Source organism: Xanthomonas sp. NCPPB 3959, assembly GCF_056675575.1.
Genome location: NZ_JBWWVR010000007.1, coordinates 107,420 through 133,338 on the forward strand (window position 1 = coordinate 107,420; position 25,919 = coordinate 133,338).

A 25,919-nucleotide genomic window follows, 5' to 3' on the forward strand; every position below is an offset into this window, starting at 1 on the left:
CTGATGCGGAGGTGCCGCTGTGCAGACCGCTTGCAGAATCCAAGGAGCCTCCAGGTCATGCACACCCGCCGCGACATCCTTCAGTTGCTGGGCGCCAGCGCGGGCGCCGGCCTGCTGGCCGGCGCACTGCCCGCCTTCGCCGCCGCGCCCGCCGCCGGTACCTCCACGGCCGCCGGCAACTTCGTCAGCAAGCGCCCGCCCAAGGCGCAGCGCCGCTTCGTCAGCAAGGCGGTCGAGCAGCAGATCGTGCAGATCAAGTCGCGCATCGCAGACCCGGAATTGGCCTGGCTGTTCGAAAACTGCTACCCCAACACGCTAGACACCACGGTGGAAACCGGCACCCGCAACGGCAAGCCGGACACCTTCGTCATCACCGGCGACATCCACGCGATGTGGCTGCGCGACTCCTCCGCGCAGGTGCACCCGTATGTGCCGCTGGCCAGGCGCGACCCCGCCTTGCGGCGCATGTTCCATGGCCTGATCCAGCGCCAGGCCGCGTGCATCCGGCTCGACCCGTATGCCAATGCATTTCTGCCCGATGGCCAGACCCAGCGCCTGAAGTGGTCGCTCAACGACATCACCGAGATGAAGCCCGGTGTGGGCGAGCGCAAATGGGAAATCGATTCGCTGTGCTACCCGATCCGCATCGCGCACGAATACTGGCGCGCCACCGGCGATGCCTCCCCGTTCGACGACGACTGGCGCGCGGCGATGCACGTGGTGGTCAAGACCTTCCGCGAGCAGCAGCGCAAAGAGAATCGCGGCCCGTACGTGTTCCAGCGGCCCTCGCCGCTGGCGACCGAAACCCTGGTGCTGGAAGGCTACGGCCAGCCGACCAAACCCAACGGCATGATCCACTCGATGTTCCGCCCCTCCGACGATGCCTGCGTGTATCCGCTGTTCGTGCCGGCCAACCTGTTCGCGGTGGCCTCGCTGCGTCAGCTGGCGACGATGAGCACGGCCTTGCACCGCGATACCGAGTTTGCCGCCGACTGCACCGCACTGGCCGATGAAGTGGAAGCGGCGACACGCAAGTTTGGTCAGCAACGCGACGCCGATGGGCAGGCGTACTGGGCATTCGAAGTGGACGGTTACGGCAACCAGCTGTTCATCGACGACGCCAACGCCCCCGGCCTGCTCAGCCTGGCCTACCTGGGCTGCTGCGACCGCGCCGACCCGGTGTTCCTGCGCACCCGCCAGCTGGCCTGGAGCGAACGCAACCCGTATTTCTCGCGCGGCACTGCAGCCGAAGGCGTCGGCAGCCCGCACAGCGGCATGGGCACGATCTGGCCGATGTCGATCATCCAGTACGCGCTGGTCAGCGACGACGACGCACAACTGCGCCAGTGCCTGCAGTGGCTGAAAACCACCCATGCCGGCACCGGCTTCATGCACGAAGCCTTCGACAAGGACAACCCGAGCACCTTCACCCGCGACTGGTTCGCCTGGGCCAACACCTTGTTCGGCGAACTGATCATCGACCTGCACCAACGCAAACCACAGCTGCTGCGCAGCGCCTGATTCCCCACCGGAAGGGCACAGCGTTCGACGCTTCCCTTCTCCCGCCGGGAGAAGGTGCCCGAAGGGCGGATGAGGGTACGGCGCACCCACCTCGTGACATCAGAGACCACACCACATGGCAACACGACGCGGTTTTCTCCAAGGCGCCATCGCAGCGGCACTGTTCGGTAGCGGTGCTCTGGCAACCGGCCTCGCCCGCGCACGCGCCGGCAACTACGCACTGCCGGCCGATGCGCGCACCCGCGCCGACCTCACCCGTCACGTCGATGTCTTCATCGGCACAGGGGGCCATGGCCACACCTTCCCCGGCGCGACGCTGCCGTTCGGCATGGTGCAACTGAGCCCGGACACCTACAACGCCGTGTGGGATTCGTGCTCCGGCTATCACGAGTCCGACGGCTCGATCATGGGCTTCTCGCACACGCATCTGTCCGGCACCGGCATCGGCGACATGCTGGATTTCCTGCTGGTGCCCGCCACCGGCGAGGTGAAGCTGGTGCCCGGCGCGCTCGACGCACCGGACAGCGGCTACCGCTCGCGCTACGACCATGCCGATGAAGCCGCATCCCCCGGTTACTACCGCGTGCGGCTCAAGGACAGCGGCGTGCATGCCGAACTCACCGCCACCGCGCGCGCCGGCCTGCATCGCTATCACTTCCCCAAGGGCAAGCCGGCGCACGTGCTGCTGGACCTGTGCCATGGCATGCAGGACAAACCCGGCATCCCCACCCGCATCACCGACGCACAGCTGCGCGTGGTGGACGAACGCACCCTCACCGGTGGCCGGCGCGTCTATCAATGGGCGCAGGGCCGCTACATCTATTTCGCCATGCGCCTGTCACGGCCGTTCAAACACGTGCAGCTGTACAACGAAGACCAGCCGCTGGCCGCAGGCACGCGCAGCGCCGATGGCTTGCATCTCAAGGCCGCACTGCATTACCCGGATGCAGCAGACGCGCCGCTGCTGATCAAGGTCGGCATCTCGGCGGTGAGCGCCGACAACGCGCTGGCCAACCTGGACGCCGAACTGCCGGACTTCGACTTCGCACGCGTGCACGCGCAAGCCGTAGCCGCCTGGGAAAAGGAACTCGCACGCGTCCGTATCGACAGCGACGACGACGCGCAACGCCGCATCTTCTACACCGGCCTGTATCACAGCCTGCTCGCACCCACGCTCTTCAGCGACGTGGATGGCCGTTACCGCGGCATGGATCTGCAGATCCACACCGCGCCCAAGTGCTATCACAACTACAGCACCTACTCGCTGTGGGACACCTACCGCGCCGCGCACCCGCTGCTCACCCTGGTGCAGCCCGAGCGCGTGCCGGACCTGGTGCAATGCCTGGTGCGCGGCGCCAACGAATGCCCGGACGGCGTGGGCATCTGGCCGCTACAAGGCGTGGAAACCGGCTGCATGATCGGCTACCACTCGGCGGTGGTGCTGGCCGAAGCGCATGCCAAGGGCTTCACCGGCATCGACTACAAAGCCGCCTGGCCGGCGTACCGCAAGCGCGCGATGGACGACACCACCCACGGCCTGGCGTACTACCGCAAGCTCGGTTACATCCCCGCCGACAAGGTGGACGAAGCGGTCAGCCGCACGCTGGAATACGCCTACGACGACTGGGCCTGTGCACATCTGGCGCAGGCCGCCGGTGCCCCCGACGATGCACGCGCACTGCGCGAGCGCTCGCGTAACTACCGCCACGTGTTCAATCGCGACAGTGGCTTCGTGCAGGCGCGGCTGGAAGACGGCAGCTGGGCCACACCGTTCGACCCGCGCGGCATGGGCCACCTCACCCAATGGCGCGATTTCACCGAATCCAATGCCTGGCAGGCCACCTTCCTCAACCAGCACGACCTGTACGGCTACATGGACCTGTACGGCGGCCGCGACGGCTTCGTCGCCAAACTCGACGAACTGTTTTCCACCAGCTCCGAACTGCCTGCCGATGCACCGCCGGATATCGACGGTCTGGTCGGCCAGTACGCGCACGGCAACGAACCCAGCCATCACGTGGCGTATCTGTTCGCCTACGCCGGCCAACCGTACAAGACCCAGGCGATGGTGCGCCGGCTGCTGCGCGAGCAATACCACGACGCGCGCAATGGCCTGTCCGGCAATGAAGACTGCGGTCAGATGAGCGCATGGTTCGTGCTCAGTGCGCTGGGGTTGTATGCGGTGGATCCGGTCAGCGGCAACTACATCCTCGGCAGCCCGCTGTTCAAGCGCGCAGAACTGGATGTCGGCAACGGCCGCACCTTGCGCATCGTGGCCAACAACAGCAGCGCGCAAAACGTATACGTGCAATCGCTGACCTGGAACGGCAAACCGATCAACCGCAGCTGGATGCGCCATGCCGATCTGGCTGCTGGCGGCACGCTGGAATTCACCATGGGTGCCAAGCCGAATCCGTCCTTCGGTGCGAACAAGGAAGATCTGCCGCCTTCGTTTGGTTGATGCTCGTTCTTACTCGTTACAAGTCACTCGTCACCGCCGAGAATTTCCCATGTTGCGCACCACCCTTGCACCGCTCGTTCTGGCCCTCGCGTTCGCACTTCCCGTCACCGCGATTGCCGCTACTACCGACACCTGGCCCAGCTTCGGCACCCAAGGCACGCAGTTCGTGCGCGACGGCAAGCCGTATCAGATTCTCTCCGGCGCCATCCATTTCCAGCGCATTCCGCACGAATACTGGAAGGACCGCCTGCAGAAGGCACGCGCACTGGGCTTGAACACGGTGGAGACCTACGTGTTCTGGAATCTGGTCGAACCGCAACAAGGTCAGTTCGATTTTGCCGGCAACAACGATGTGGCCGCATTCGTGCGCGAAGCCGCCGCGCAAGGCCTCAACGTGATCCTGCGCCCCGGCCCCTACACCTGCGCCGAGTGGGAAGCCGGCGGCTACCCCGCGTGGTTGTTCGGCAAGGACAATATCCGCGTGCGCAGCCGCGACCCGCGCTTTCTCGCTGCCAGCCAGGCCTATCTGGATGCCGTGTCCAAACAGGTGCATCCGCTGCTCAACCACAACGGCGGGCCGATCATCGCCGTGCAGGTCGAGAACGAATACGGCTCCTACGACGACGACCATGCCTATATGGTCGACAACCGCGCCATGTACGTCAAGGCTGGTTTCGACGACGCGCTGCTGTTTACTTCCGACGGCGCCGACATGCTCGCCAACGGCACCTTGCCGGATACCTTGGCGGTAGTGAATTTTGCGCCAGGCGAAGCCAAGAGCGCCTTCGACAAACTGATCAAGTTCCGCCCCGACCAACCGCGCATGGTCGGCGAATACTGGGCAGGCTGGTTCGATCACTGGGGCAAGCCGCACGCCAGCACCGATGCCAAGCAACAGACCGAAGAACTGGAGTGGATCCTGCGCCAGGGCCATTCGGCCAATCTCTACATGTTCATCGGCGGCACCAGTTTCGGCTTCATGAATGGTGCCAATTTCCAGGGCAATCCCAGCGACCATTACGCCCCGCAAACCACCAGCTACGACTACGACGCCATCCTCGACGAGGCCGGTCGCCCCACGCCCAAGTTCGCATTGATGCGCGATGCCATCACCCGCGTCACCGGCGTGCAACCGCCTGCATTGCCGGCGCCGATCGCCATCGCCGCCCTGCCGGAAACCCAACTGCGCGAATCGGCCTCGCTGTGGGACAACCTGCCCGCGCCGATCGCCATCGACACCCCGCAGCCGATGGAGCACTTCGGCCAGGATTACGGCTACATCCTCTACCGCACCACCGTCACCGGCCCGCGCAAGGGCGCGCTGTACCTGGGCGAGGTGCGCGATGTGGCGCGCGTGTATCTGGACAAGAAGCCGGTCGGCAGCGTCGAACGTCGCCTGCAGCAGGTCTCCACCAACGTGGATATTCCGGCCGGCGAACACACGCTCGATGTGCTGGTGGAAAACAGCGGCCGCATCAACTACGGCCCGCGCATGGCCGACGGCCGCGCCGGCCTGGTCGACCCGGTGCTGCTGGACAACCGGCAACTGACCGGCTGGCAGGCCTTCCCGCTACCGATGCGCTCGCCCGACAGCCTGCGCGGCTGGACCCGCAATCACGTCGACGGCCCGGCCTTCCATCGCGGCACCCTGCGCATCGGCACACCCACCGATACCTATCTGGACATGCGCGCCTTCGGCAAGGGCGTGACATGGGCCAACGGCGTCAACCTGGGCCGCCACTGGAACATCGGCGCGCAACGTGCGCTGTATTTCCCGGCCCCGTTCCAGCGCAAGGGCGACAATGCCGTGGTGGTGTTCGATCTGGACAGCACCGCCAAGCCCAGCGTGCGCGGGCTGCAGCAGCAGGTGTGGATTACGCCGAAGGAATAAGAGCAGCTCTCCACACTACTTTGCGGCCGTGAGGCGGGCGCGGCTGTTGTCAACGACATCCAGGTGGATCCTCGGTACGGCATGTACTGCTTGTACATGTCGCTCCAAGTGCGCCGTCCATCCCCAGCTGCCGACGGTTCGCTACGTTGTGTCGGCTACTTTCAAGACTGCGAGATCTTGCTTGCCTTGGGAGGGTTGGACGGTGTGGATGCGTCGGTTGCAGAGCGGCTGATCTGCGCTTGGCTGCAGGGTCCTTGCCCGCCTACCATCGCAGGACATGCCGCAAGTACGTCCGTGTAAGCTCTTCTGCGGCATCCATGCCGCATAAGGTCCCGCGACGGTGAGCGGGCAAGAACAAGTCAAGATGGTCGGTGTGCATGGTTGAGAGCAGTGCGCGTTGTGCGGGTGTCTGATGAGCTGCGTGCCAGCTGGCAGGCGGTAAAACCAACTGCCAGGCAACCCGAATAGCACTCATGGGACTGCCGGGACTTCAGACTGCCGCGCGCCCGCCGTTATCTGGACGTCCGCCGCCTGCGCAGCGTCTGCTACCAATTGTTGTATCGAACGGATGGCATTCCAGGCAAGATCACCGGCTCACGCCGTTGTGGAAGGCAGTGGCGCATTCCCGTCGTTCCATCGAGCGACGGTCGGTTGGTGAGTTCCAGGAGCGTTTCATGTCGTCGTCCACCGTTACGCAAGACCCTGTCTCCGCGGTTCCGGAGCAGACCCAGCACGCCTTTGCCGAACACGTCCACAGCAAGCCCGCGCCCAGCCAGCCGATCGGCAGCACCGAAGCGGCGCACCTGATGACGTTCCTGTGCCAGACCCACTCGGCCAAACAGCCGCAGATCCTGCTGCCGCCGCAAGCGCGCGACGACGACGCGGCCTGAGCGAGACGACGCGCTCGCGTCAGCAACAGCAACATTGGCGACAGCACTGCAGCTGTCGCCAATCGCCATTACTTGCCGCCGTTGAATGCATTGAGCACGGTGAGCAGACTGGTCAAATTGTCGGCGACGCCCGCTTGCGCGACCTTCTCGACATCCGCCGCCGAGGCGGTCGTATCGAGGCTATAGATCTGCATCACGCCCTGCGTGGTTGCTGCCTGCGCCAAGGTGTATTGCTGTTGTTGCGCCGCGTTCTGAAACAGGGTGCCGGTCGCATGCGCCATGCTCTGGTAGATCGTACCCATCGCCATTGCAGGCGCTTCGCCGATCACCTTGACGTTGGTCTGCGTGACGACATCGGTGATGTGATCGTTGACTGCGGTTGGAAAAGCCATGTACGCGCTCCTGAGTGGACGGATACACGGCATGCGCGTTTGCAGACCGATCTGCGCTGGAAGCCAACCGCACCTGCCTACTGCGCGCGGTGCGCTGACCATGCAGCAGCCCACGCACACCGTGTCATCTCGATAACGGCCCGCGCGCGTGCGACTGAATCCCCACAACACCACTACGCAATGCACGTCACAGGCGCAGCGAAGTTCTGCGCGATGGCGGTAGGCAGGGTCAACGCGGTCAGGCCAAGTGCGGCCAGTCAGCGCAATGGGGAGAGCGGGTGTGACGACATCGCGGGTCCTCGCAGTGGTCGGCGACCACGGCCGCCTGGGTTGACCAGAGCACATGGTATTTAATAGATGATAAATAGGTATCTTTAAAACCTACACAGGACTGGACCACAATGCCGCTGTCACGCCTGCTGACCTGCCTTGTTGCGAGCCTTGCTGCCTACGCAGTTCAAGCCAAATCGCCCATGCCGCCGCCCTCACCGATCGTGCTCAGCGAGTTCATTGCCGACCCGGCACCGACGCCGCAAGCGCACGCCTCCACGCTATTGGAAACCCGCGACGGCACGCTGCTGGCGGCCTGGTTCGGCGGCACGCACGAAGGTGCGGCCGATGTCGGTATCTGGCTCGCCCAACGCGGCCCGCAGCACTGGCAAACCCCGCGCCGCATCGCCGACGGCGCGCACGCAGGCGTAGATGGTGCCGCCCTACCGGCCTGGAACCCGGTGCTGTTTCAGTCCCGCACCGGGCCGGTGCAGCTGTACTACAAGCTCGGCCCGAATCCGCGCGACTGGTGGGGCCTGCGCATTACATCGACCGATGACGGTGCGCATTGGTCGCCACCGCAGCGCCTGCCAAACGGCATTCTCGGGCCGATCAAGAACAAGCCAGTGCAATTGCCGAACGGCCGCATCCTCGCACCCAGCAGCAGCGAAGACCGTGGCTGGCGCGCGCATCTGGAATGGAGCGACGACGACGGCGCACATTGGCAACGCGGCATGCCGCTCAATGATCCGACAGTGATCGGCGCGATCCAGCCCAGCGTGTTGCTGCATGCAGATGGCCGCGTGCAGATATTGGGCCGGAGCCAGCAGAACAAGCTTTTCAGTACGTTCTCCAATGATGGCGGCCTGCACTGGCAACCGATGCAATTGCTGGACGTAGAAAACCCCAACTCCGGCACCGACGCCGTGATGCTGCGCGACGGCCGCGCCCTGCTGGTCTACAACCCCGGCATCGCCGGCAAGGACTGGTGGGACGGCCGCGGCACGCTTGCGGTCGCGCTATCGACTGATTGCGTGCACTGGCAGCGCGTACTGACACTGGAAAACAGCGAAAAAGACGAGTTTTCCTATCCTGCCGTGATCCAGACCCGCGATGGTTTGGTGCACATCAGCTACACCTGGAAGCGGCAGCGCATCAAGCATGTGGTGATCGATCCGGCGCGACTTGGCGGCAACGCGGATAGCACGACGCCATAGCCACTGCTGCATAGTCAGGAATAGGTCGGGGCGCGGTGCCCTCACCGCTCGCGGGACACGCCGCAAGTACGTCCATGTAGGCTCGGTGGCGGCATCCATGCCGCCACACGGTCCCGCAATCGGCGAGGGCACCGCACCAGGAAGTTGGTCGGTGGTCGCGTGAAAAGCTGCTTTCGTGCCAGGCGCATCGGCATTTGGATTGGCACACCATTATCCAAAATGCACGTCACGCACTGCTCTTGACCGTGCACCCCGACCACCTCGACTGGTCCTTGCCTGCTCACCGTCGCGGGACCTTACGCGGCATGGATGCCGCGTAAGAGCCTACACGGACGTACTTGCGGCGTGTCCCGCGATGGTGGGCGGGCAAGGGCCCTGCAGCCAAGCCACAGATCAGCCGCTCTACAACTGAGCAGCTTCCAACCTCATGCCCCCTGCAACAACCCCACTATCCGCCGCACACGTGCCACATCGGTACGCTGGTAATCGCCGCCCAGATCGGTGATATACGCATGCCGCGCATGCACCTGCGCCGCAACCGGCCCACGTGAGGAGGCATGAAACTCGCGCGCACCGGTCTTGGCACGCAGCGTAAGTACATTGGTTTCGGACACACCAGCGCCCGGCATCACGCTGATCCGATCGCCGGCCTGACGCACCAGTGCCGCAATGGTGTCCACACCTTCAAGCGCGCTCGCACGCCCACCCGACGTCAGCACTCGCTCGCAACCCAGCGTGATCGCATCTTCAAGCGCGCGCCCCGGATCCGCACTGACATCGATCGCACGATGGAAGGTCACACCCAGCGATCCCGCCGCCTCGATCAACACCCGCATTGTGGGCATGTCGACCTGCCCATGCGGATCCAGCGCGCCCAACACCACGCCATCGCAGCCCAGCCGCACGCATTGCTCCACATCGCGCCGCATCACTTCGACCTCTGCCGCATCGAAGACGAAATCCCCCACACGCGGACGGATCAACACATACAGTGGAATCTGTAATCGCTCACGCACCACCGCCAGCGTGCCGAATGATGGCGTCAGCCCGCCGCCATCCAGACCACCGCAGAGCTCCACCCGCATCGCACCGCCTTCCTGCGCGGCCAATGCCGAACCCACCGAATCGGCAGCCACTTCCAGCCCCAATGCACTCATGCCGCAGGCTCGGTGGTGTAGTGGCTTTCACCGGGCACCAGCAGATCCTGTCGTTGCGCATCGCAGACCGCGTAACTGAAACCCTTCTGGATCGCGAATGCACCCACCTCGCCCTGCTTGTTCATTGCCAGAAACCCAACCTGCAGTGTGCGGGTGAGTTCGGGCTTGCGCCGTATCAGCCGCATGACGACCTCGCGGCAGGCATCGGCCGGCGACTTGCCCTGACGCATCATTTCCACCACCGCGAAACTACCGACATTGCGGATCACTTCTTCGCCAACGCCGGTCGAGGTCGCACCGCCCACCTCGTTGTCCACATACAGGCCCGCACCGATGATCGGGCTGTCGCCCACCCGGCCGTGCATCTTCCACGCCATGCCGCTGGTGGTGCACGCACCAGACAGATTGCCGTGCGCATCCCGCGCCAGCATGCCGATGGTGTCGTGATTGTCCTTGCCGCCCGGCAATTTGGCATCGCGCCAGGCGCGGTTTTCGATGTTGGCCTCGGGCGAATACTTCGAGGTCTTCAACCACTCTTTCCACGCCGCTTCCGAGCTGGGCGTGAGCAGCTTGGTCTTCGCAAAGCCCTGCTCCAGCGCAAACTGCCGCGCACCATCGCCGACCAGCATCACGTGCGGGGTTTTCTCCATCACCGCGCGCGCCACAGAGATCGCATGCACCACATCTTCCAGTGCTGCCACCGAGCCACAATTGCCCAGGTGATCCATGATGCAGGCGTCCAGCGTCACCCGCCCATCGCGATCCGGGTAACCGCCCAGCCCCACGGTGGGATTGCTCGGGTCCGCTTCGGGCACGCGCACGCCGGCTTCCACCGCATCCAGTGCGATGCCGCCGGTACTGAGAATTTTCCAGGCCTCCTGGTTGGCGGCGATACCGAAATCCCAGGTGGAAATCACCCGCGCCGCGCCGCGCGGCAACACCGCAATGCGGCCAGGCGTGCTGGCACCGACCGCCGCCTGCGCACGCGCGCCCCACCCGGCCAGGCCGGAAGCGATCGCACCAAGCGTGGCGCTCTTGAGGAAGTGACGACGTTGGATCATCCGGGAACTCCATGAAGGAAACAGGCAGCCGCACCGCGCGGCGGCAGCCTTCCATCATGCGGCAGCGCTGCGTACGGATAAACCGTATTGCGGCGCCCAGCAATGCGGATCCGCGCATAACGCACGGTAATGGCTGCAAAGCCCCTCTCCAGCGGGGCGATAAGGCACGGCTTGCGCGCCACTGGCGCGCGTGCCTTGGAGCGCCCGCGCTGCTGGCGCGGGCCGGGGCGCGGAGCGGGGGTTGGGGTGAGAGTACGGGGCGACCGACAGCGCCCTGCCCAGCCGTACCCTCATCCGGCGCTACGCGCCACCTTCTCCCGATGGGAGAAGGGAAGAATCCCCCCGCTGGCACTGCACACGGCAGCACGCACCAGCGACCGAAAAAATCTTCAATCCACTTAACCCCATTTGCCGCACTGGCCCGTTTACTCAACAGAGGCGCAGTGCACGGCGACCTCGGGCTGTCCGGTTGTTCACCCATCCCACCTTCGCCACGCAAAGGATTCCCATGCCACGTCATAGCCTTCTTGCGCTCGCCCTGCTGCTGAGCGCCTGCTCGCACGAACCCACCGAGCCGAACAGCGACCGGTCGCGCACTACCGCCTTGCCTGCCACCGCGCAGCCTTCGCAACCCACCGCATCGACGACGCCGCACGCCGAAGGCCAGCTCGCAGTGCCTGCCCCTGCACACGCAATGGAGCAGCCTTCCACGCCGAGCCCACCACCTCCGCCATCATCGCCATCAGTGATGCCATCGCCGATGCCGGCAGCGCTCGAGTCCTTCGTGGCACAACGCGCACCGGCCGCCAAACTGGTCGCGCGTCGCCCAATGCTCGACAACCTCATGCCGATGCCGCCGATCCTGCCGGCACCCGCCGACAACCGCGAAACCTATCAAACGCTGAGCGACAACCCGATCGTGCAGACCGCAGCGAATCCGGTGTCCACCTTCAGCATCGACGTGGACACCGGCAGCTACAGCAATGTGCGTCGATTCCTGAGCGCAGGCACGCTGCCGCCGGTCGACGCAGTGCGCGTGGAAGAACTGATCAACTACTTCCGCTACGACGATCCCGCACCGGCCGACGGCAAACCCTTCGCGGTGCGCACCGAACTGGCGCCCACACCCTGGAACAACGACAGCCTGCTGCTGCGCGTCGGCATCGCCGGTCGCGCTATCGCCACTGCCGATTTGCCGCCGGCCAACCTGGTGTTTCTGGTCGATGTCTCCGGCTCGATGGAATCGCCCGACAAACTGCCGCTGCTGCAGTCCTCGCTCAAGCTGCTGGTACGCCAGTTGCGTGCGAAAGATCGCATCACCCTGGTGACCTACGCCGGCAACACCGCGGTCGTACTGCCGCCCACGCCCGGCGACCAGCAAGGCCGCATCATCGAAGCGATCGACGCCCTGCAATCGGGCGGTTCCACTGCCGGTGCCAGCGGCATCGAGCTGGCGTACAAGGCGGCACAGCAAAGCTATCTGCGCGGCGGCATCAACCGCATCCTGCTCGCCACCGACGGCGACTTCAATGTCGGCGTCACCGACTTCGATCAGCTCAAGGGCATGGTCGCCGAGAAGCGGCGCTCCGGTGTGGCGTTGTCCACGCTCGGCTTCGGCACCGGCAACTACAACGACACATTGATGGAACAGCTGGCCGATGCGGGCGACGGTGCCTACGCCTACATCGACTCGCCGCTGGAAGCACGCAAAGTACTCACCCACGAACTGGGCGCGACGCTGGCCACGATCGCCCGCGACGTCAAGATCCAGGTCGAATTCAATCCCGACACGGTCAAGGAATATCGCCTGATCGGCTACGAAAACCGTGCCTTGCAACGCGAGGATTTCAACAACGACCAGGTCGATGCAGGCGAGATCGGCGCAGGCCACACCGTCACCGCGTTGTATGAAATCACTCCGACCGACGGCCACGCATCGGTGGACCCGCTACGCTATGCCACCACCACCGCGCCTCGACAGCAGCGTGCGGTGGACAACGAACTGGCGCACGTCAAATTGCGCTACAAACTGCCCGACGCACAGCGTAGCCAGCTGCTCGACACGGTGGTCCGCAGCGAGCAACGCCGCGCCTTGAACGCCACCAGCGATGCTTTCCGCTTTTCCGCCGCAGTGGCCGGGTTCGGCCAGCGCCTGCGTGGCGGCAGTCAGTTGCGTGGCTGGGATTATCCGCAGGTACGCGCCTTGGCTGCCGGCAGCCTGGGCAGCGACCACTTCGGCTACCGCGCCGATTTTCTGCGCATGGTGCAGCAGGCCGACACCCTGAGCACCCGGCCACTCGCCAACACCGACTGATGCACGCGGCGCTTGCCTATACTGCGCGCATGCAACCTGCCGATCTTGCGCACCTTCCCGACGAGGAGCTCATGCTCCTCGTCGCCAATGGGTTTGTCGAACAACCGGCCACCGAGTTGTTCACGCGCCACAACCGCGCCCTGTTCAATTTTTTGGCCTGGTTGTGCGAAGGCAACCTGAGCGAAGCGGAAGATCTCGCGCAGAAGACCTGGGTCAAGCTGATGACACGCTGCAGCGACTATCGACCCGGGCAGGCGACGTTCATCAGTTTCCTGTTTCAGATCGCGCGCAACGGCTGGATCGACATCCGCCGCAGCGCATATCACACCACCTCGGTTGCGCTGGACGATGCGCATCTGCAGCTGCCAGACGACGACTTGAGCACCGAGCAGTTGGCCGTGCTCGGCCAGCAGCAACATCGCGTGCGCGCCGCAGTGATGGCATTGCCCGACGCACAGCGCGAAGTGGTGGTGCTGCGCTTCTTTGCCGAACTCAGCATGGAAGAAATCGCCCAGGTGATCGGCGAAGGCTTCGAGACCGTCAAGAGCCGGCTGCGCTATGCGTTCGCAAAACTGCGCCTGAGCCTGGATGCGACGCAATGAGTAGCGCATTCGACCGCTTTCTCGCGGGCAGCGATGGCCTTGCCGCACTGCTGCGTGCCCTGCCGTCGCATGCACCGCCTGCGTCCATGGATGCATGGTTTGCGCAGGCCGCGCGCACTGCCGATGCCGAACGCAATGCAGCGACTCCAGCACAGGACGGATTGCAATTCGAAGCACCCTCCACGATGGCAGCCGTGTTTGCCGCCGCCGCAGCGCAAGCCGAACACGCGCAGGCAGCACAGCGCGCTGCCATGCAGGCGCGTCTTGCGCAGGGCGAGCGTGCCGATCAGGCATTGGGGACGGTGTTGAGCGCATCTGCGCGTGCGTGGATCGAGCAGCAAGCGCGCACTGACAAGGCAGCTATGCGGCCGAGTGTGGATGTGCCCTCCGCTGCAGATGTGTCGGTGGCTGCAGAGGTATTGATAGCTAAAGATACTTCGATGGCTGCGAATTTATCTCTAGCTAAAGATGCGTCGATAGCTGCGGATCTGTCGGCTTCTTCGAATGAAGCGGTGGATACATCTGGAGCTGCATCGCGCGCCCCATCTGCGCCTGAAATTGCGTCTGCGTATGCGTCTGCTGCTCAGGCTCAGGCATCAACACTGCCAGTACTCCAATCAAGCGCAACCTCTACTCAAACCAGCCACGCAGCCGCCTCCCGGCGCAGCAGCCGGCGCCCGCGCTGGATGCCGACGCTCGCCTTTGCTGCATCGATCACCCTGGCCGTTGGCATTGGCCTGCAGTGGCAGGCCAGTCAACCCACGCTGGAGCTGCCGACGGCTACGACGCCTGATACGGCATGGGCAGAACCGCAAAAGACTCAACAGGCAACGCGCGACGCCCACCAGGTGGATCGCACAGCAGACAGCACATCCGACATGCCTGCACTGCCGGCACCGACGTATGCCGAGGCACCCAATGCGGCGGCGCCTTCCACAACGCCACGACCATCGCAGTCGTCACTGCCGCCCGCGCTGCCATCGCCAGCCCGGGTCGTCGCTTCGGAATCAGTCAGTGCGCCATCGCCCACTCCTGCTGCCGCACCCGCACCTGCACCTCCTGCTGCGGCACCTGCTGCTGCGCCTGCACTTGCACTTGCACTTGCAGCCATGAGCGTCGCCGAACCCGCGCCAGATGTTGATGCGCAATCCATCGACGCGCAGGCACCAGCAGCGCCCCCGCCGCCCGCTCCCATCGCCGCAAGCCCGGCCGATGCGTTCGTCAGCGGCTCGCTTGCCGCAACCGCAGATCGCAGCACACCCGCACCCGCATCAATTGCAGCAAACGCGGCATCGGCACCTGCATCGCCGCCAGCGCAAACCTCTCTGGTCGAGCGGGCACAGACAAACGCGTATGCAGCAGACACACCACTGATCTCCCGCGCTGCGCCTGTCGCAGGCCAGGCTGCTCCGCTGCGCGTGCGCAATGCACCCAGACTGCACCTCGATGCCTATCGCGATGCATCTCCATCATCCAAACCAGCCGCAAGCGCAGCCGCGCCGGACGCAACGGTCTACCAGGCAAAAGGTAGCATGCCCCCCAAGGCCGGTCCGCTACCGATTTCCACTTCACCACGCGACTGGCTTGCGCGTTACGCACTGTCGGTCGATCGAACGCCTGCCCAGATCCGCCTCCGGGCCGCCACAGCGGATGCGCCTGAGGTGCAGAGCTGGGCCACTCAACTGCGCGATCAACTCAAGCAACGCGGCTGGTCGACGCAGGTGGATATCGTGCAAGACACGCATCTGGCCGCTGACCAGCTACGCCTTGAACCATTCGACACTGCGCAATAAGGGCGCCCCCTTTCAGCACAATGCTGCGATCAACGCAGACATCAACGCAAGGTAGCGCCACTGGGCAACGCGCGCAGTTGTGTAAGCCCTGACCTTTTGTGGATCAGTCGTCTCTCAAACGTCAGGCGCTGCACAGCACATCGCGAATAAACGCTAAGCAAATCGACCGCGCGCATCAGCAACTCAACGCGTACACCACAGGCACTAACAGCGGCTAACAAAACCTAGCGAGCGAGCGCCTGTCAGTGAGTGCAGCGATTTTGTCGGCCGCATCTTGGTGGATGCAGTCAAAAAAGCGCAGATCAAACGCTGAGTGGGTCGAATGCGCGGTGCCCTCACCGCTCGCGGGACACGCCGTGAACCCGTCCCTGGGGGCTCGGTGGCGGCATCCATGCCGCCACACGGTCCCGCAATCGGCGAGGGCACCGCACAGAGAGTTGATCGGTTGCTGTGTTTAAAACCATGCATAACGACCATCTCGACTGGTCCTTGCCCGCCCACCGTCGCGGGACCTTACGCGGCATGGATGCCGCGTAAGAGCTTACAAGGACGTACTTGCAGCGTGTCCTGCGATGGTGGGCGGGCAAGGGCCCTGCAGGCAGGCAGTAGATCAGCCGGCCTGCAGTGGACTGGCGTGAAGTAGTTTTGTTAGCCGCTCTAAGCGCCAACAGCCTGGTCGTCATCGCGCAATTTGCTGGTCAACACATGGTCGCGCCAGACGCCGTTCAATTGCAGATAACGCTGCGCATAACCTTCGATCTGAAAACCCAGGCGTTGCAGCACACGCGCACTGCGCAGATTGTCGGGGACGTATTGCGCCATCACTCGATGCAGGCCAAGCGGGCCGAATGCGAAGGCGATGCCCTGTGTGGCCGCCCACTGGATCAACCCGCGTCCCTGCTGCTGCGCATCCAGGCCGTAGCCCAGATGGCAGCCCTGGAAGGCGCCACGCTGGATCTGGGTGAAGCCGACCGTGCCGATCACCTGTGCATCGCGCAACAACACCAGTTGCAACTCGCGCTCGCCGGGCACCGCGGTGCGATAAGCGATACTCAGCCGCCGCCAGCCGTCGGTGGTGTAGAACGCAGGCGGCCGCATTGGCATGGCACCGGCGAGATGTTCGCGGTTACGGGTGTGGTACTCGGCCATCGCCGCCGGATCGACCACCGCCAGATCGCACAGCACCACACCGTCTGCATGATCAACTGGCGCGAAGACGGGAAGGCTCATGACAGTGCGAGTAGTACAGATGCCGCCGCGTAGTCGTCTAGCCAGCCGCGCTTAAGCAGCAACCGCCGCAAGCGCCTGCGCAACCTGCGCTTCGATCGCATCCAGGTTCGGCAGCAGTGCGCTCTGCTCGCCCAGCAGCACACGCATGTGCACGCCGTCGGGTAGCGCGTCTTCGGAGGCGTCGGCCAGCAGGCCGTCGCGCGGCACCGAGATCAGCTGCGGGAACGAGGCGGTGAGCAGCGCGAAATACGGCAGCGCCGGATCGCCACCGAGCGCCTTCAGCACGATCACCTTGTTGTTGACTGCGGCGGGCTCTTCGCCCATGCCGCTGAGGCGCGCGAACGACAGCAACGGCACTTTCCAGCCGTACCAGTCGATGCGCCCAACCACCCAGCGCGGCATGTCGGCCATCGGCTCGACCGCTACCCGCGACATCACCTCTGCCACAGTGGCATTCGGCAGCAGCACGCGCTCCTGTCCGGCCTGGATCAGGACGCCGCGGATTTCGTCATTGTTGGCATAGCTCATCGCACATGTTCCGATCTGAGAGGAAGCGCCCGGCTTACGCCGGCCAGCGCTGTGCCAACGCCTGCGCCAATTGCGCAGGGTCGCCGGTCAAAATGCCTTGGCGTGCCAGACGCGCTGCCGCAGCCGGGTCGTAGCAACCGTCGGCGGACTGACCCGCCAACCAACCGCCCTGTTCCGCCAGCGCCAGCGATGCATCTACCAGCGCCTCGTTGGCACCGCTGAGCATCAGCACCGCACTGTCGGCCGGCGGCAACGCGGCCACCAGCGCGGCAGGATCGGTGTGCGCGATAAAGGCCAGGGCGCCCGCATGCTGCTGCACACCGACTTCTTCGGGCAGCACATACACCTTGCCCGCCACGATCGCCTGGCCGACTTCAGCCAGCTCGACCGGCAGTGCAGACACGCGCCCCATCTGCCGCACCAGGTTGCCGTATTGGCCACCATCCAGCGTCATGCGCACCAGCACGGCGCGCGGAAACTGCGGCGGCAAAGCGCCCAGCAGCCGACGGATCGCATCCGGGCCACCAATACCGGCCATCACCAGCACCGCGCCAGTGGTCTCGCCCGTGTGATCCAGCTCCACCAGCGACAAACCGCCGGTCGACAGCGCCGCCACGTCCAGCTCGGCACGCGGGCGCACCACCACGGCGACCTCATCGACCAGGCCCCAGGTGCTGGAATCGCCCAGCGACAGGCCAGGTTTGTCGTCAACAACCGCAGCGGCATCAGGGCTGCCGGAACGCGTGAAAAATCCATCGCCGGGAATGCGTTCGAAGATCTGCGCCGCTGCTTCCAGATGTTGATCGAGCTGCAGATCCGAATGCTGGCGCGGTGCCAGTTCCAGGCCCGGCTCGGGCTGCAGCGAGGGCTCGCTTTCGGTACCCGGCGGCAACACGTCGGCATGGCCGTGCAGCTTGGCGGCCAGATGGCGCACCCAGCGCTGCGCTTCCCAGCCCTCGCGGCGCACTGTCAGCTCGGCCTCGTCGAAGATCACCGTAACGCCCGGCATGTTGAAAGCCGGCTCCAACGCTTCGAGTGCGTCTTCGATCGACGGCTCCAGCGAGACCAGCACCGCCACCGGCTCGGCGTCGCGCAACATCTGCACGTCCACCGCAGAGGGATCGTCTTCCAGCACCACCTGCGCGCCGGCCAGACCGAGCGCTTCACGCAGGCGCTCGCGCGCCGGACCGGGCCGTCCCAGCAGGGCGACCGGCGTTCCCATTGCGCCATTATTCTCGGACACGGGCGATCCCCAGCAGGTCATACACGTTTCGCATCAGATCCAACTCTTGGTAGGGCTTGCCCAGATAACGTTGTACGCCGATCTCGAAGGCGCGCTGGCGATGCTTCTCGCCACTGCGCGAGGTGATCATCACGATCGGCACCGCCTTGAAGCGCGGGTCGGCACGCATCGCGGTCGCCAATTCGTAGCCGTCCATGCGCGGCATTTCGATATCCAGCAGCATCAGGTCGGGCACGCGCTCTTCGAGCAGCTCCAGCGCCTCGACGCCGTCGCGGGCGGTGGTGACATCCAGGTTGTGGCGCTCCAGCACGCGGCTGGTGACCTTGCGCATGGTCAGCGAATCGTCCACCACCATCACCAACGGCACCTGGCGCTGCGCTTCGGCCGGCGTTTCCAGCGCCGGACGCGCCGGCTGGCTGAGGTAACGACGTACCAGCGGCGCCACGTCCAGGATCACCACCACGCGGCCATCGCCGGTGATGGTGGCGCCGTAGATACCCGGCACCGAGGCGATCTGCAGACCCACCGGCTTGACCACGATTTCGCGGTTGCCCAGCACCTGATCGATCGCCACTGCCGCGCGCAGGTCGCCCGCACGCACCAGCAACAACGGCACCTGCGCCTGGCCATCGGCACGCGCAACCGGCTGGCCGACCAGCGAGCCGAGATCGTGCAGCACGTACTCCTCGCCAGCGTAGTGGTAGCCGCCTTCGCCCGATTCGTAACGGCTGCGCGAGATGCGGCCGATACCGCTGACCGAACCCACCGGCACCGCGAAGGTGGTTTCGCCGATCCGCACGAATACCGCCTGGGTGACCGCCAGCGTCTGCGGCAGGCGCAGGGTGAAGGTGACGCCCTGGCCGCGCACCGAGTGGATATCCACCGAGCCGCCGAGCTGACGTACTTCGTTGCGCACTACGTCCATGCCCACGCCACGGCCGGCCAGCTGACTGACCTGCTCGGAGGTACTGAACCCGGAGGCGAAGATCAGCCCATCCAGTTCGACCTCGCTGAGCTCCTGGCCCGGCTCGATCAGGCCGCGCTGCTCGCCGCGGCGACGGATCGCCTCGCGGTCCAGCCCGGCGCCATCGTCGGCCACTTCCAGCACGATTTCCGAGCCTTCGCGGCGCAGACGGATCGCGATGCTGCCCTCTTCCGGCTTGCCCGCCTCGCGCCGTTGTTCCGGCGTTTCCAGGCCATGCGCCACCGAGTTGCGCAGCATGTGTTCCAACGGCGCGACCATGCGATCGAGCACGTTGCGATCCAGTTCGCCCTGGGTGCCTTCCAGCACCAGATGCACCTGCTTGTCGGTATCGGTGGCCGCCTGGCGCACCACACGGCGCAAACGCGGCACCAGCCCGTCGAACGGCACCATGCGCGCACGCATCAGGCCATCCTGCAGCTCGGAGCTGACGCGCGACTGCTGTTGCAGCAGGCCGTCGTACTGACGCGAGAGATCTTCCAGCACGCCCTGCAAACCGCCCAAGTCGGCCGCCGATTCGTTCAGCGCGCGGCTGAGCTGCTGCAAGGTGGAGAAGCGGTCCAGTTCCAGCGGATCGAAGGTGCGGTCGCCCTGGTCCTGCTCGCGCTGATAACGCGCCACGATCTGCGCTTCGGTTTCCAGATCCAGACGCCGCAACTGGTCGCGCAGACGGGCGTTGGTGCGATCCAGTTCGCCCATGGCGCCACGGAAGGCGCCCATCTGCTGTTCCAGCCGCGAGCGGTAGATCGCCACTTCGCCGGCGTGATTGACCAGGCGGTCCAGCAGGTCGGCACGCACGCGCACCTGTTCCTGCTGCGCGCGCGGCATCAGTTCTTCCTCGACCTGGCCTTCCACCGGGATCGGCGCCGACAGCGGTGCCGGTTCCACCGACGCCTTGGCGATCGCGCGGACATCGGCGTCGCTGGGCGGGGCGGCATTGCGGCCGCGGGTGCGGGTTTCGAAGGCTTCCACCAGGTCGGTCGGCATCGCCACGGCGCGGTGCATGCCGGTGCGGGTCAACAACTGGTGCAACCGGTCGAAGCCGCGTTCGAACAGGCGCACGTCGTCGCGATCGATGTCGGTGCGGTTGGCCGCCACCGCTTCGAGCAGCGATTCGATCGCATGACCGAGATCGCCGATGGCGTTGATGCCGGCCATGCGCGCGCCGCCCTTGAGCGTGTGCAGATCGCGCTGCAGTCCGTTGAGGACATCGCGGTCTTCCGGCACTTCGCGCATGCGGGCGATCAGACCATCGCAATGGTCCAGCAGGTCGCGGCCTTCCTCGACGAAGATGTCGACCAACTCGCCATCGAGCTGATCGAAGTTGAGCTGACCGATATCGAAGGCAGCACCGGCATCGTTGGCAGGGGTGTCGGCCGGTGCGGCTTCTTCCACCGGCGCGCTGAAGGTTGCGGCTGTGGGGTCTTCCTGCTCGCTGGCGTCTGGTTCGCTGGCCGACTCTTCGCTGGCCGGTTCGATGTGCTCGATGTGCTCGGCTTGTTGAGTGTGATCCACGTACTCAGTGGGTTCGACATGATCCGTTGCCACGGTCGTGTCGCGCTTTACGTGTTCGTCGCTGTGTCGAGCGTCGGCATCGGTGTTGCCGTCCTTGTCGGCATCCGCATCGACATCTGCAGTCGCATTGGCATACAGCTCCGGTGCGATCTCGGACTGCGGATCGCCGGTCTCTTCGACTTGATCGGCCACCTGCGCCATCTCGAAAGCCTGCACTGACTCGATGGTGTGCTCGGGTAAGACTTCGGCAGTTTGCTCGACTTCTCCAGCATGTTCTTCGGCAGCATGCTCGTGCGCCTGTGCGTCCGACAGCACTTGTTCGTTCGAGTGGGCGTGTTCTTCCGAACGCGCCTGATCGTCCGTCTGCGCGTCGGAGTGAACATGCGTTTCAGCTTCCGCATGCTCATACGAAGGCGCGAGCTCTTCCGAGTGCACCTGTTCGCCAGACTGGGCGTGTTGTTCCGAATAGGTCTGCTCGCCCAGCTGTGCTCTGTCTTCCGAACTAAGCTGTTCGCCATCTTGCGCGGCAGCATCGTGCGGCAACGCTGCATCGCTCTGCTGCACTCGCTCGTCAGCAGGCTGCTCCGCGCTGTCTTCCGTAGCCACGGCAGCGTGGTCGTGCGCTGCGGAAACCTGTTCGTCCTGATCGGTCGATACGCTGTCCAGCGCTGCGGTTTCCGGCGTCCAGTCTTCGGCCGTCGATGCAGGCGTCTCATCGGCCACCGGGGCCTCATCGTGTACCGCCTGCAACGCTTCGATGGTCTCGACAGGCGTTTCGTCAGCAGACGGCGTGCCGTCGACCAAGTGCGCGCCGGCATCCTGCGCCGGTGCGTCGCCATCGATCTGGGCGTGCTGATCGTGCTGGTCATGCACGGCCGCGTGCTCAGTCAGCGCCTGCTGCTCGCCGCCTGCATGCTCGGCCTCTGCGCGCTCGGCATCTGCCAGCTCAGCGTCCGGCGCAACAAGCGTTTGCGCATCACCCAACGCAGCTTCTGCGTCGGCCAACTCGTCCACCGCAACGTGCTCGGTCGCTTCCGGCACGTCGCGTGTTTCGTCGTCATGCGACGCCGTGTCGTCAATCGGGGCGTGCTGCAGTTCGGTCGCATCCCAGGCGTCGGCTTCGACCACCGGCTCATCGGCCGGGGTGTCGTGCGCGTCGGCAGTGTGCGATGCGCTTTCGTCTGTGCGCTCGTGCTGCGCAACATCGCCTTGCAACGCGTCAACGACCTGCTCCGACTCGGCGGCAGATGCGAACGCATCACCGCTCGCTGCATGCGCGGTCTCGGCCACATCGCCACTCTGCTCTGCCGATGCAACACCCTGCTCTGCCGACACAACATCGGCGGTCTCGTGTGCTTCGCTTGGCGCAGGCGCTTCCAACGCGAGCGCCGAGGTGTCTTTGGCTTCCGCTTCGGCCAGCTCGTCGACCGCGATCGGTGCATCGGCATCGACAGCGGCCTGCGCATCGGCATCCTGCGTCGCCTCATCGGCAACAGGGGTCGGCGCAGCGGTATCAGCCGGATGCGACGACAATGCGCTCGCATCCAGATACTGCGACAGATCCTGCATGCCGGTCAGCTCGACCGCCGTGTCGTTGCTGATTGCCTCGTCGCTCGTCGCGTCGAGATCGTCCAACTCCTCCAGGAACACCTGCGGTGGCCACTGCGCTTCCGGCAGCGTATCCGCCAGCGCGCGCAGGCGCTCGGTCAATGGCGCAAACGATGGAATCAGCGGCGCATCGGCGCGCAACGCAGTGACGGTGGTGGCGATCGCGGCGGCAGTCGCCTTGATGGCATCGATGCCGTCGGCCGATGGCGTCACCGAGGCGGCGAGCAGACGCTTGACGTAACTTTCGGCCGGCGTGGTCACCAAGGTGATTTCCGGCACGTCGGTCATCGCGAACGCGCCACTCATCGTGTGCACAGCGCGCAGCACTTCTTCGCTGACAAGCTGCGGCTCGACCTGCGTGGCCTGCAGCCAGGCGTTGACGGTTTCCAGGTGGGTGGCGACTTCTGCTTCCAGAATCTCGCGCAGCACGCTGTCTACCGACGCGGGTGTGCCGCCGGTTGCGGGCAGCACGCCTGCAAGGGCCGGAATGTCTGGAATGACTGCGACATCTGCAACACCAGCCGTCGCTGGCGTCGCCGGCGCAGGCACGTAATAGAGTTCTTCGCCGGCGGCAACGCGCTCGGCAACGGCTTGGATTTCAGGCAGATCTGCACTGATGCGCCCCTGGTCGCGCAGCGCCGCATTGAATTGCGGCAACACGTCATACGCAAGTTGCACCATCGCCACGACCGCCGGGCTGGCCGGCCGCGAGTTGTCGAGCACGCGGTTGAGCATGCTCTCGATCTTCCAGCTGAACTCGCCCAGCACATGCGCGCCGACCAGCCGACCACTGCCCTTCAAGGTGTGGAAGACGCGGCGGATCGGACGCATGGTTTCGGGGCTGTTCGGGGCGGCACGCCACACCGGCAACAGTTGGCCCAGATTGACCAGTTCTTCGTCAAATTCTTCCAGGAACACGTCGCGGATATCGTCATCGATATCGCTGTCGCCGAAGCCGCCAAAGATGCCGGCGTCCGCAGTGCCCTGCACGGGTTCGCTCGGTGCCTGCACCGGCGCTGTTTGCGCAGTGTCTGGCTCTGCGTGGGTGTCGGCGGCAGAGTAGGAAGTGGTCTTGGTCGTCAACGGCGCCTGCGGACGATTCACGTCGAACTGCGCAGCGGCAGCGTCGAGCTGGGCCAGGAACGCGGCCGATGCGTCGTCCAGTTCGAACTCGCTGACCACCGCCTGCTGCACGCGCGGCGGGCTCGACTCTGCGGTGTCTTCCACCGGCGGAGCCTGCGGCTCTGGCTCGGCGTCGACGAACGGGTTGTCCGGTTCCTGCGGCGGCAGTGGCGGCAACGGCGGCGGCGAGAACGCGTCGTCGATGCTGGTCTGCGCGCGGCGGGTGTTGGCCTCGGCCTCGGCGATGAAGTCCAAGGGTACTTCGGTCTGATCCGCATCGCCCGGCAGATCGATCTGTTCGATCTGCAGCGGCCCCTGCTCGGCAACCACCGGCGTTGCGATGTCGTCCTGCTCCAGCGCGCTCAGATCCACCGTGTAACTGACCTGCGCAAGCTCGGCGGGCGCCGTGCCGTCCTGCTCGGCCGATACCGGGTCGAACGCGGAGGTGGCGATTGGGGCGGTTTGCTCGGTGGTTTCCAGCTGCCAGTCGCCGGGCGCCTGCGCGCCATCGTCGGACAGGTCCAGCGGCGCGACCGTAAACGGCACGTGCGCCTGACCGGACACGGTTTCTTCGGCAGCGACCGGGTCGAACGAGAACACCGTATCGGTGGCGGCAGCGCCGGTGTCGTGCACCACGCTGGCCGCGAACGGCGCCTCGGTCACGGTTTCGTTGGCCCATTCCAGCGAAGGCGTAGGCGCAATATCGTTGGCGGCCACAACGCCCGGCGCAGCGGCAAGCGGTGCGAACGCGGCGGCAACCGGCTGCGGCTCGACCACGTCGCCCGGCTGGTCGGCACCCACCGGCAATTCGGACGGCTGGCCCGACGGCAGCGGCCAATAGCGCAGCGTTTCCAGGCTGTTGCGGGTGATGTCCAGAATCTCTTCGCGGCCGGGACGGCGCTCGCGCAGGGCTTCCAGGTAGTACTCCAGGCTGGCCATCGCATCGGCCAAGGTATCGAGCTGGCGCCCGCTGGGCACGCGCTGCTTGCCGATCAATTCCAGATCGACGTAACGACGCACACCTTCCAGATAATCGGCCGCCTGCGGCAATTCGAGGATGCGCAGGGCACCGCCGACTTCGCCCAGCAGATGCGGCACATCGCTCAGACGCGCGTGGTCCCAATTGGTTTCGATGAAGGCGACGAAATGCTCGCGCGCCGCACCGAAATTGGCAATTGCTTCCTGTGCCAGCACGTCCACCGTGCGCCGCACTTCCGCGGAGGTGGCGCCGCTGCTGCCGTCTTCGTTTTCGCTGAAGTCGGCGCCCAGACTGGCAACCTGGTCGTCCAGCGAGGCATCCACATAGAGCAGCGCGCCGGCGATATCCAGCAGCACGCCTTCGTCCATCTGCACATGGCCATCGACCACGCGTGCCAGCGCATCGCGCTGCTGCACCACCACGTTGCGCGCCACGCCCAGGCCCATCATGCCCAGGGTGTCGGCAACGCTGCCGAGATCCTTGACCTGGGTCTGCAGCTCGGCAATGTCGCCGCCGGTCCGCAGGTGCAGATCCAACGCGTCTTTGACGCGCAGCAATTCTTCTTTGACCGCATTGCCGACAGTGTCGAGCAACTCGCGATTGCGCCCGCTCAGGCTGCCGCGTGCGTGATCCAGTTCGGCTTCGGTGGCGACACCGGCCTGCGGATCGAACGCGAACAGCACACTCTCGTTGAGGCCCGGTTGACCACGCGTGGCACGGATTTCATTGAGCAGCGGCAGCAGCACGATCGGAATATCGCGATGGCCGTTCTGCAGGCGCTCCAGATAATCGGGCAGCAGCACGGTGCCGCGCATCAGCATGGCGCAGGCTTCGTCGCGGTCGGCCACCTCGCCCACCTGCACGGCCTGGGCCAGCAGCTCGAGCTCCTCGGCCACCATGGCCGGGGCGTACAACTCCACCATGCGCAGCGTGCCCTGCACCTGGTGCAGATAGCCGGCGCAGAAGCGCATCCGACTGGTGTCGGACGGTTCTTCGGCAAAATACTCGATCTCGTTGCGCGCCTGGCGCAACGTCTCGTCCAACTCCGGCTTGACCCAGCCCAGCGCGGCGTGACTCATCGCATCGCGAAGCGCACTCATTGCAGCCCCCTGCCTACGACCGACGCACCGCTCACGCGGCGAC

15 protein-coding genes and 1 other RNA gene are annotated in these 25,919 nt (G+C 65.1%); 9 read left to right on the forward strand and 7 right to left on the reverse strand.

The features are described from left to right. Positions 1-57 precede the first annotated feature (57 nt). The 5 genes from AC1KVG_RS10105 to AC1KVG_RS10125 all read left to right on the forward strand — a co-directional run bounded on the left by AC1KVG_RS10105 (position 58) and on the right by AC1KVG_RS10125 (position 6,763). Complete coding sequence (locus AC1KVG_RS10105; protein WP_481094310.1) at positions 58-1,521, forward strand: glycoside hydrolase family 125 protein; 1,464 nt, start codon at positions 58-60, stop codon at positions 1,519-1,521. A gap of 115 nt (positions 1,522-1,636) precedes the next feature. Further along, a complete protein-coding gene (locus AC1KVG_RS10110; RefSeq protein ID WP_481094311.1) occupies positions 1,637-3,982 on the forward strand; it encodes a GH92 family glycosyl hydrolase in 2,346 nt (781 codons plus the stop codon). Positions 3,983-4,031: 49 nt separating this feature from the next. Continuing rightward, positions 4,032-5,873, forward strand: a complete 1,842-nt coding sequence (locus AC1KVG_RS10115) for a glycoside hydrolase family 35 protein (protein ID WP_481094312.1) — start codon at positions 4,032-4,034, stop codon at positions 5,871-5,873. Between the two features lie 81 nt (positions 5,874-5,954). After that, positions 5,955-6,030: non-coding RNA, sX9 sRNA (locus AC1KVG_RS10120), on the forward strand. A gap of 517 nt (positions 6,031-6,547) precedes the next feature. Beyond that, positions 6,548-6,763, forward strand: a complete 216-nt coding sequence (locus tag AC1KVG_RS10125; protein ID WP_016904393.1) for a hypothetical protein — start codon at positions 6,548-6,550, stop codon at positions 6,761-6,763. 68 nt (positions 6,764-6,831) lie between these two features. Here the strand turns inward: AC1KVG_RS10125 and AC1KVG_RS10130 are convergent, their stop codons facing one another. Further along, positions 6,832-7,155 carry a RebB family R body protein gene (locus AC1KVG_RS10130; protein WP_481094313.1) on the reverse strand — a complete coding sequence of 108 codons (324 nt, stop codon included), beginning with the start codon at positions 7,153-7,155 and terminating at the stop codon, positions 6,832-6,834. A 401-nt stretch (positions 7,156-7,556) separates the two neighbouring features. Between AC1KVG_RS10130 and AC1KVG_RS10135 the strand changes: the two genes are divergently transcribed. After that, positions 7,557-8,642: a sialidase family protein gene (locus AC1KVG_RS10135; protein WP_481094314.1), complete on the forward strand. Its 1,086-nt coding sequence runs from the start codon at positions 7,557-7,559 to the stop codon at positions 8,640-8,642. 425 nt (positions 8,643-9,067) lie between these two features. Here AC1KVG_RS10135 and AC1KVG_RS10140 read toward each other — a convergent pair whose 3' ends face one another. Next, positions 9,068-9,799: a copper homeostasis protein CutC gene (locus tag AC1KVG_RS10140; RefSeq protein ID WP_481094315.1), complete on the reverse strand. Its 732-nt coding sequence runs from the start codon at positions 9,797-9,799 to the stop codon at positions 9,068-9,070. Beyond that, positions 9,796-10,860: a glycosylasparaginase gene (locus AC1KVG_RS10145; RefSeq protein ID WP_115040724.1), complete on the reverse strand. Its 1,065-nt coding sequence runs from the start codon at positions 10,858-10,860 to the stop codon at positions 9,796-9,798. Before AC1KVG_RS10145 ends, AC1KVG_RS10140 begins: the two co-directional genes overlap by 4 nt. A 508-nt stretch (positions 10,861-11,368) precedes the next feature. Here AC1KVG_RS10145 and AC1KVG_RS10150 point away from each other — a divergent pair. The 3 genes from AC1KVG_RS10150 (at position 11,369) to AC1KVG_RS10160 (ending at position 15,569) form a co-directional block, all read left to right on the forward strand. Then, entirely contained in the window at positions 11,369-13,174 is a 1,806-nt protein-coding gene (locus AC1KVG_RS10150) for a vWA domain-containing protein (RefSeq protein WP_481094316.1), read from the forward strand. Between the two features lie 29 nt (positions 13,175-13,203). Beyond that, positions 13,204-13,776, forward strand: a complete 573-nt coding sequence (locus AC1KVG_RS10155) for a sigma-70 family RNA polymerase sigma factor (RefSeq protein WP_176338955.1) — start codon at positions 13,204-13,206, stop codon at positions 13,774-13,776. Positions 13,777-15,308: 1,532 nt separating this feature from the next. Further along, entirely contained in the window at positions 15,309-15,569 is a 261-nt protein-coding gene (locus tag AC1KVG_RS10160) for a hypothetical protein (RefSeq protein WP_481094317.1), read from the forward strand. Between the two features lie 657 nt (positions 15,570-16,226). Here the strand turns inward: AC1KVG_RS10160 and AC1KVG_RS10165 are convergent. From AC1KVG_RS10165 to AC1KVG_RS10180, 4 genes are read right to left on the reverse strand one after another with little or no spacing between them, the layout of a single operon-like run. Beyond that, positions 16,227-16,799, reverse strand: a complete 573-nt coding sequence (locus AC1KVG_RS10165; RefSeq protein WP_481094318.1) for a GNAT family N-acetyltransferase — start codon at positions 16,797-16,799, stop codon at positions 16,227-16,229. A 51-nt stretch (positions 16,800-16,850) separates the two neighbouring features. Further along, positions 16,851-17,327: a chemotaxis protein CheW gene (locus AC1KVG_RS10170; protein ID WP_006450740.1), complete on the reverse strand. Its 477-nt coding sequence runs from the start codon at positions 17,325-17,327 to the stop codon at positions 16,851-16,853. A 34-nt stretch (positions 17,328-17,361) separates the two neighbouring features. Then, positions 17,362-18,549, reverse strand: a complete 1,188-nt coding sequence (locus tag AC1KVG_RS10175) for a chemotaxis protein CheB (protein WP_481094389.1) — start codon at positions 18,547-18,549, stop codon at positions 17,362-17,364. Positions 18,550-18,556: 7 nt separating this feature from the next. Beyond that, positions 18,557-25,876, reverse strand: a complete 7,320-nt coding sequence (locus AC1KVG_RS10180; RefSeq protein ID WP_481094319.1) for a hybrid sensor histidine kinase/response regulator — start codon at positions 25,874-25,876, stop codon at positions 18,557-18,559. Positions 25,877-25,919: the final 43 nt, after the last annotated feature.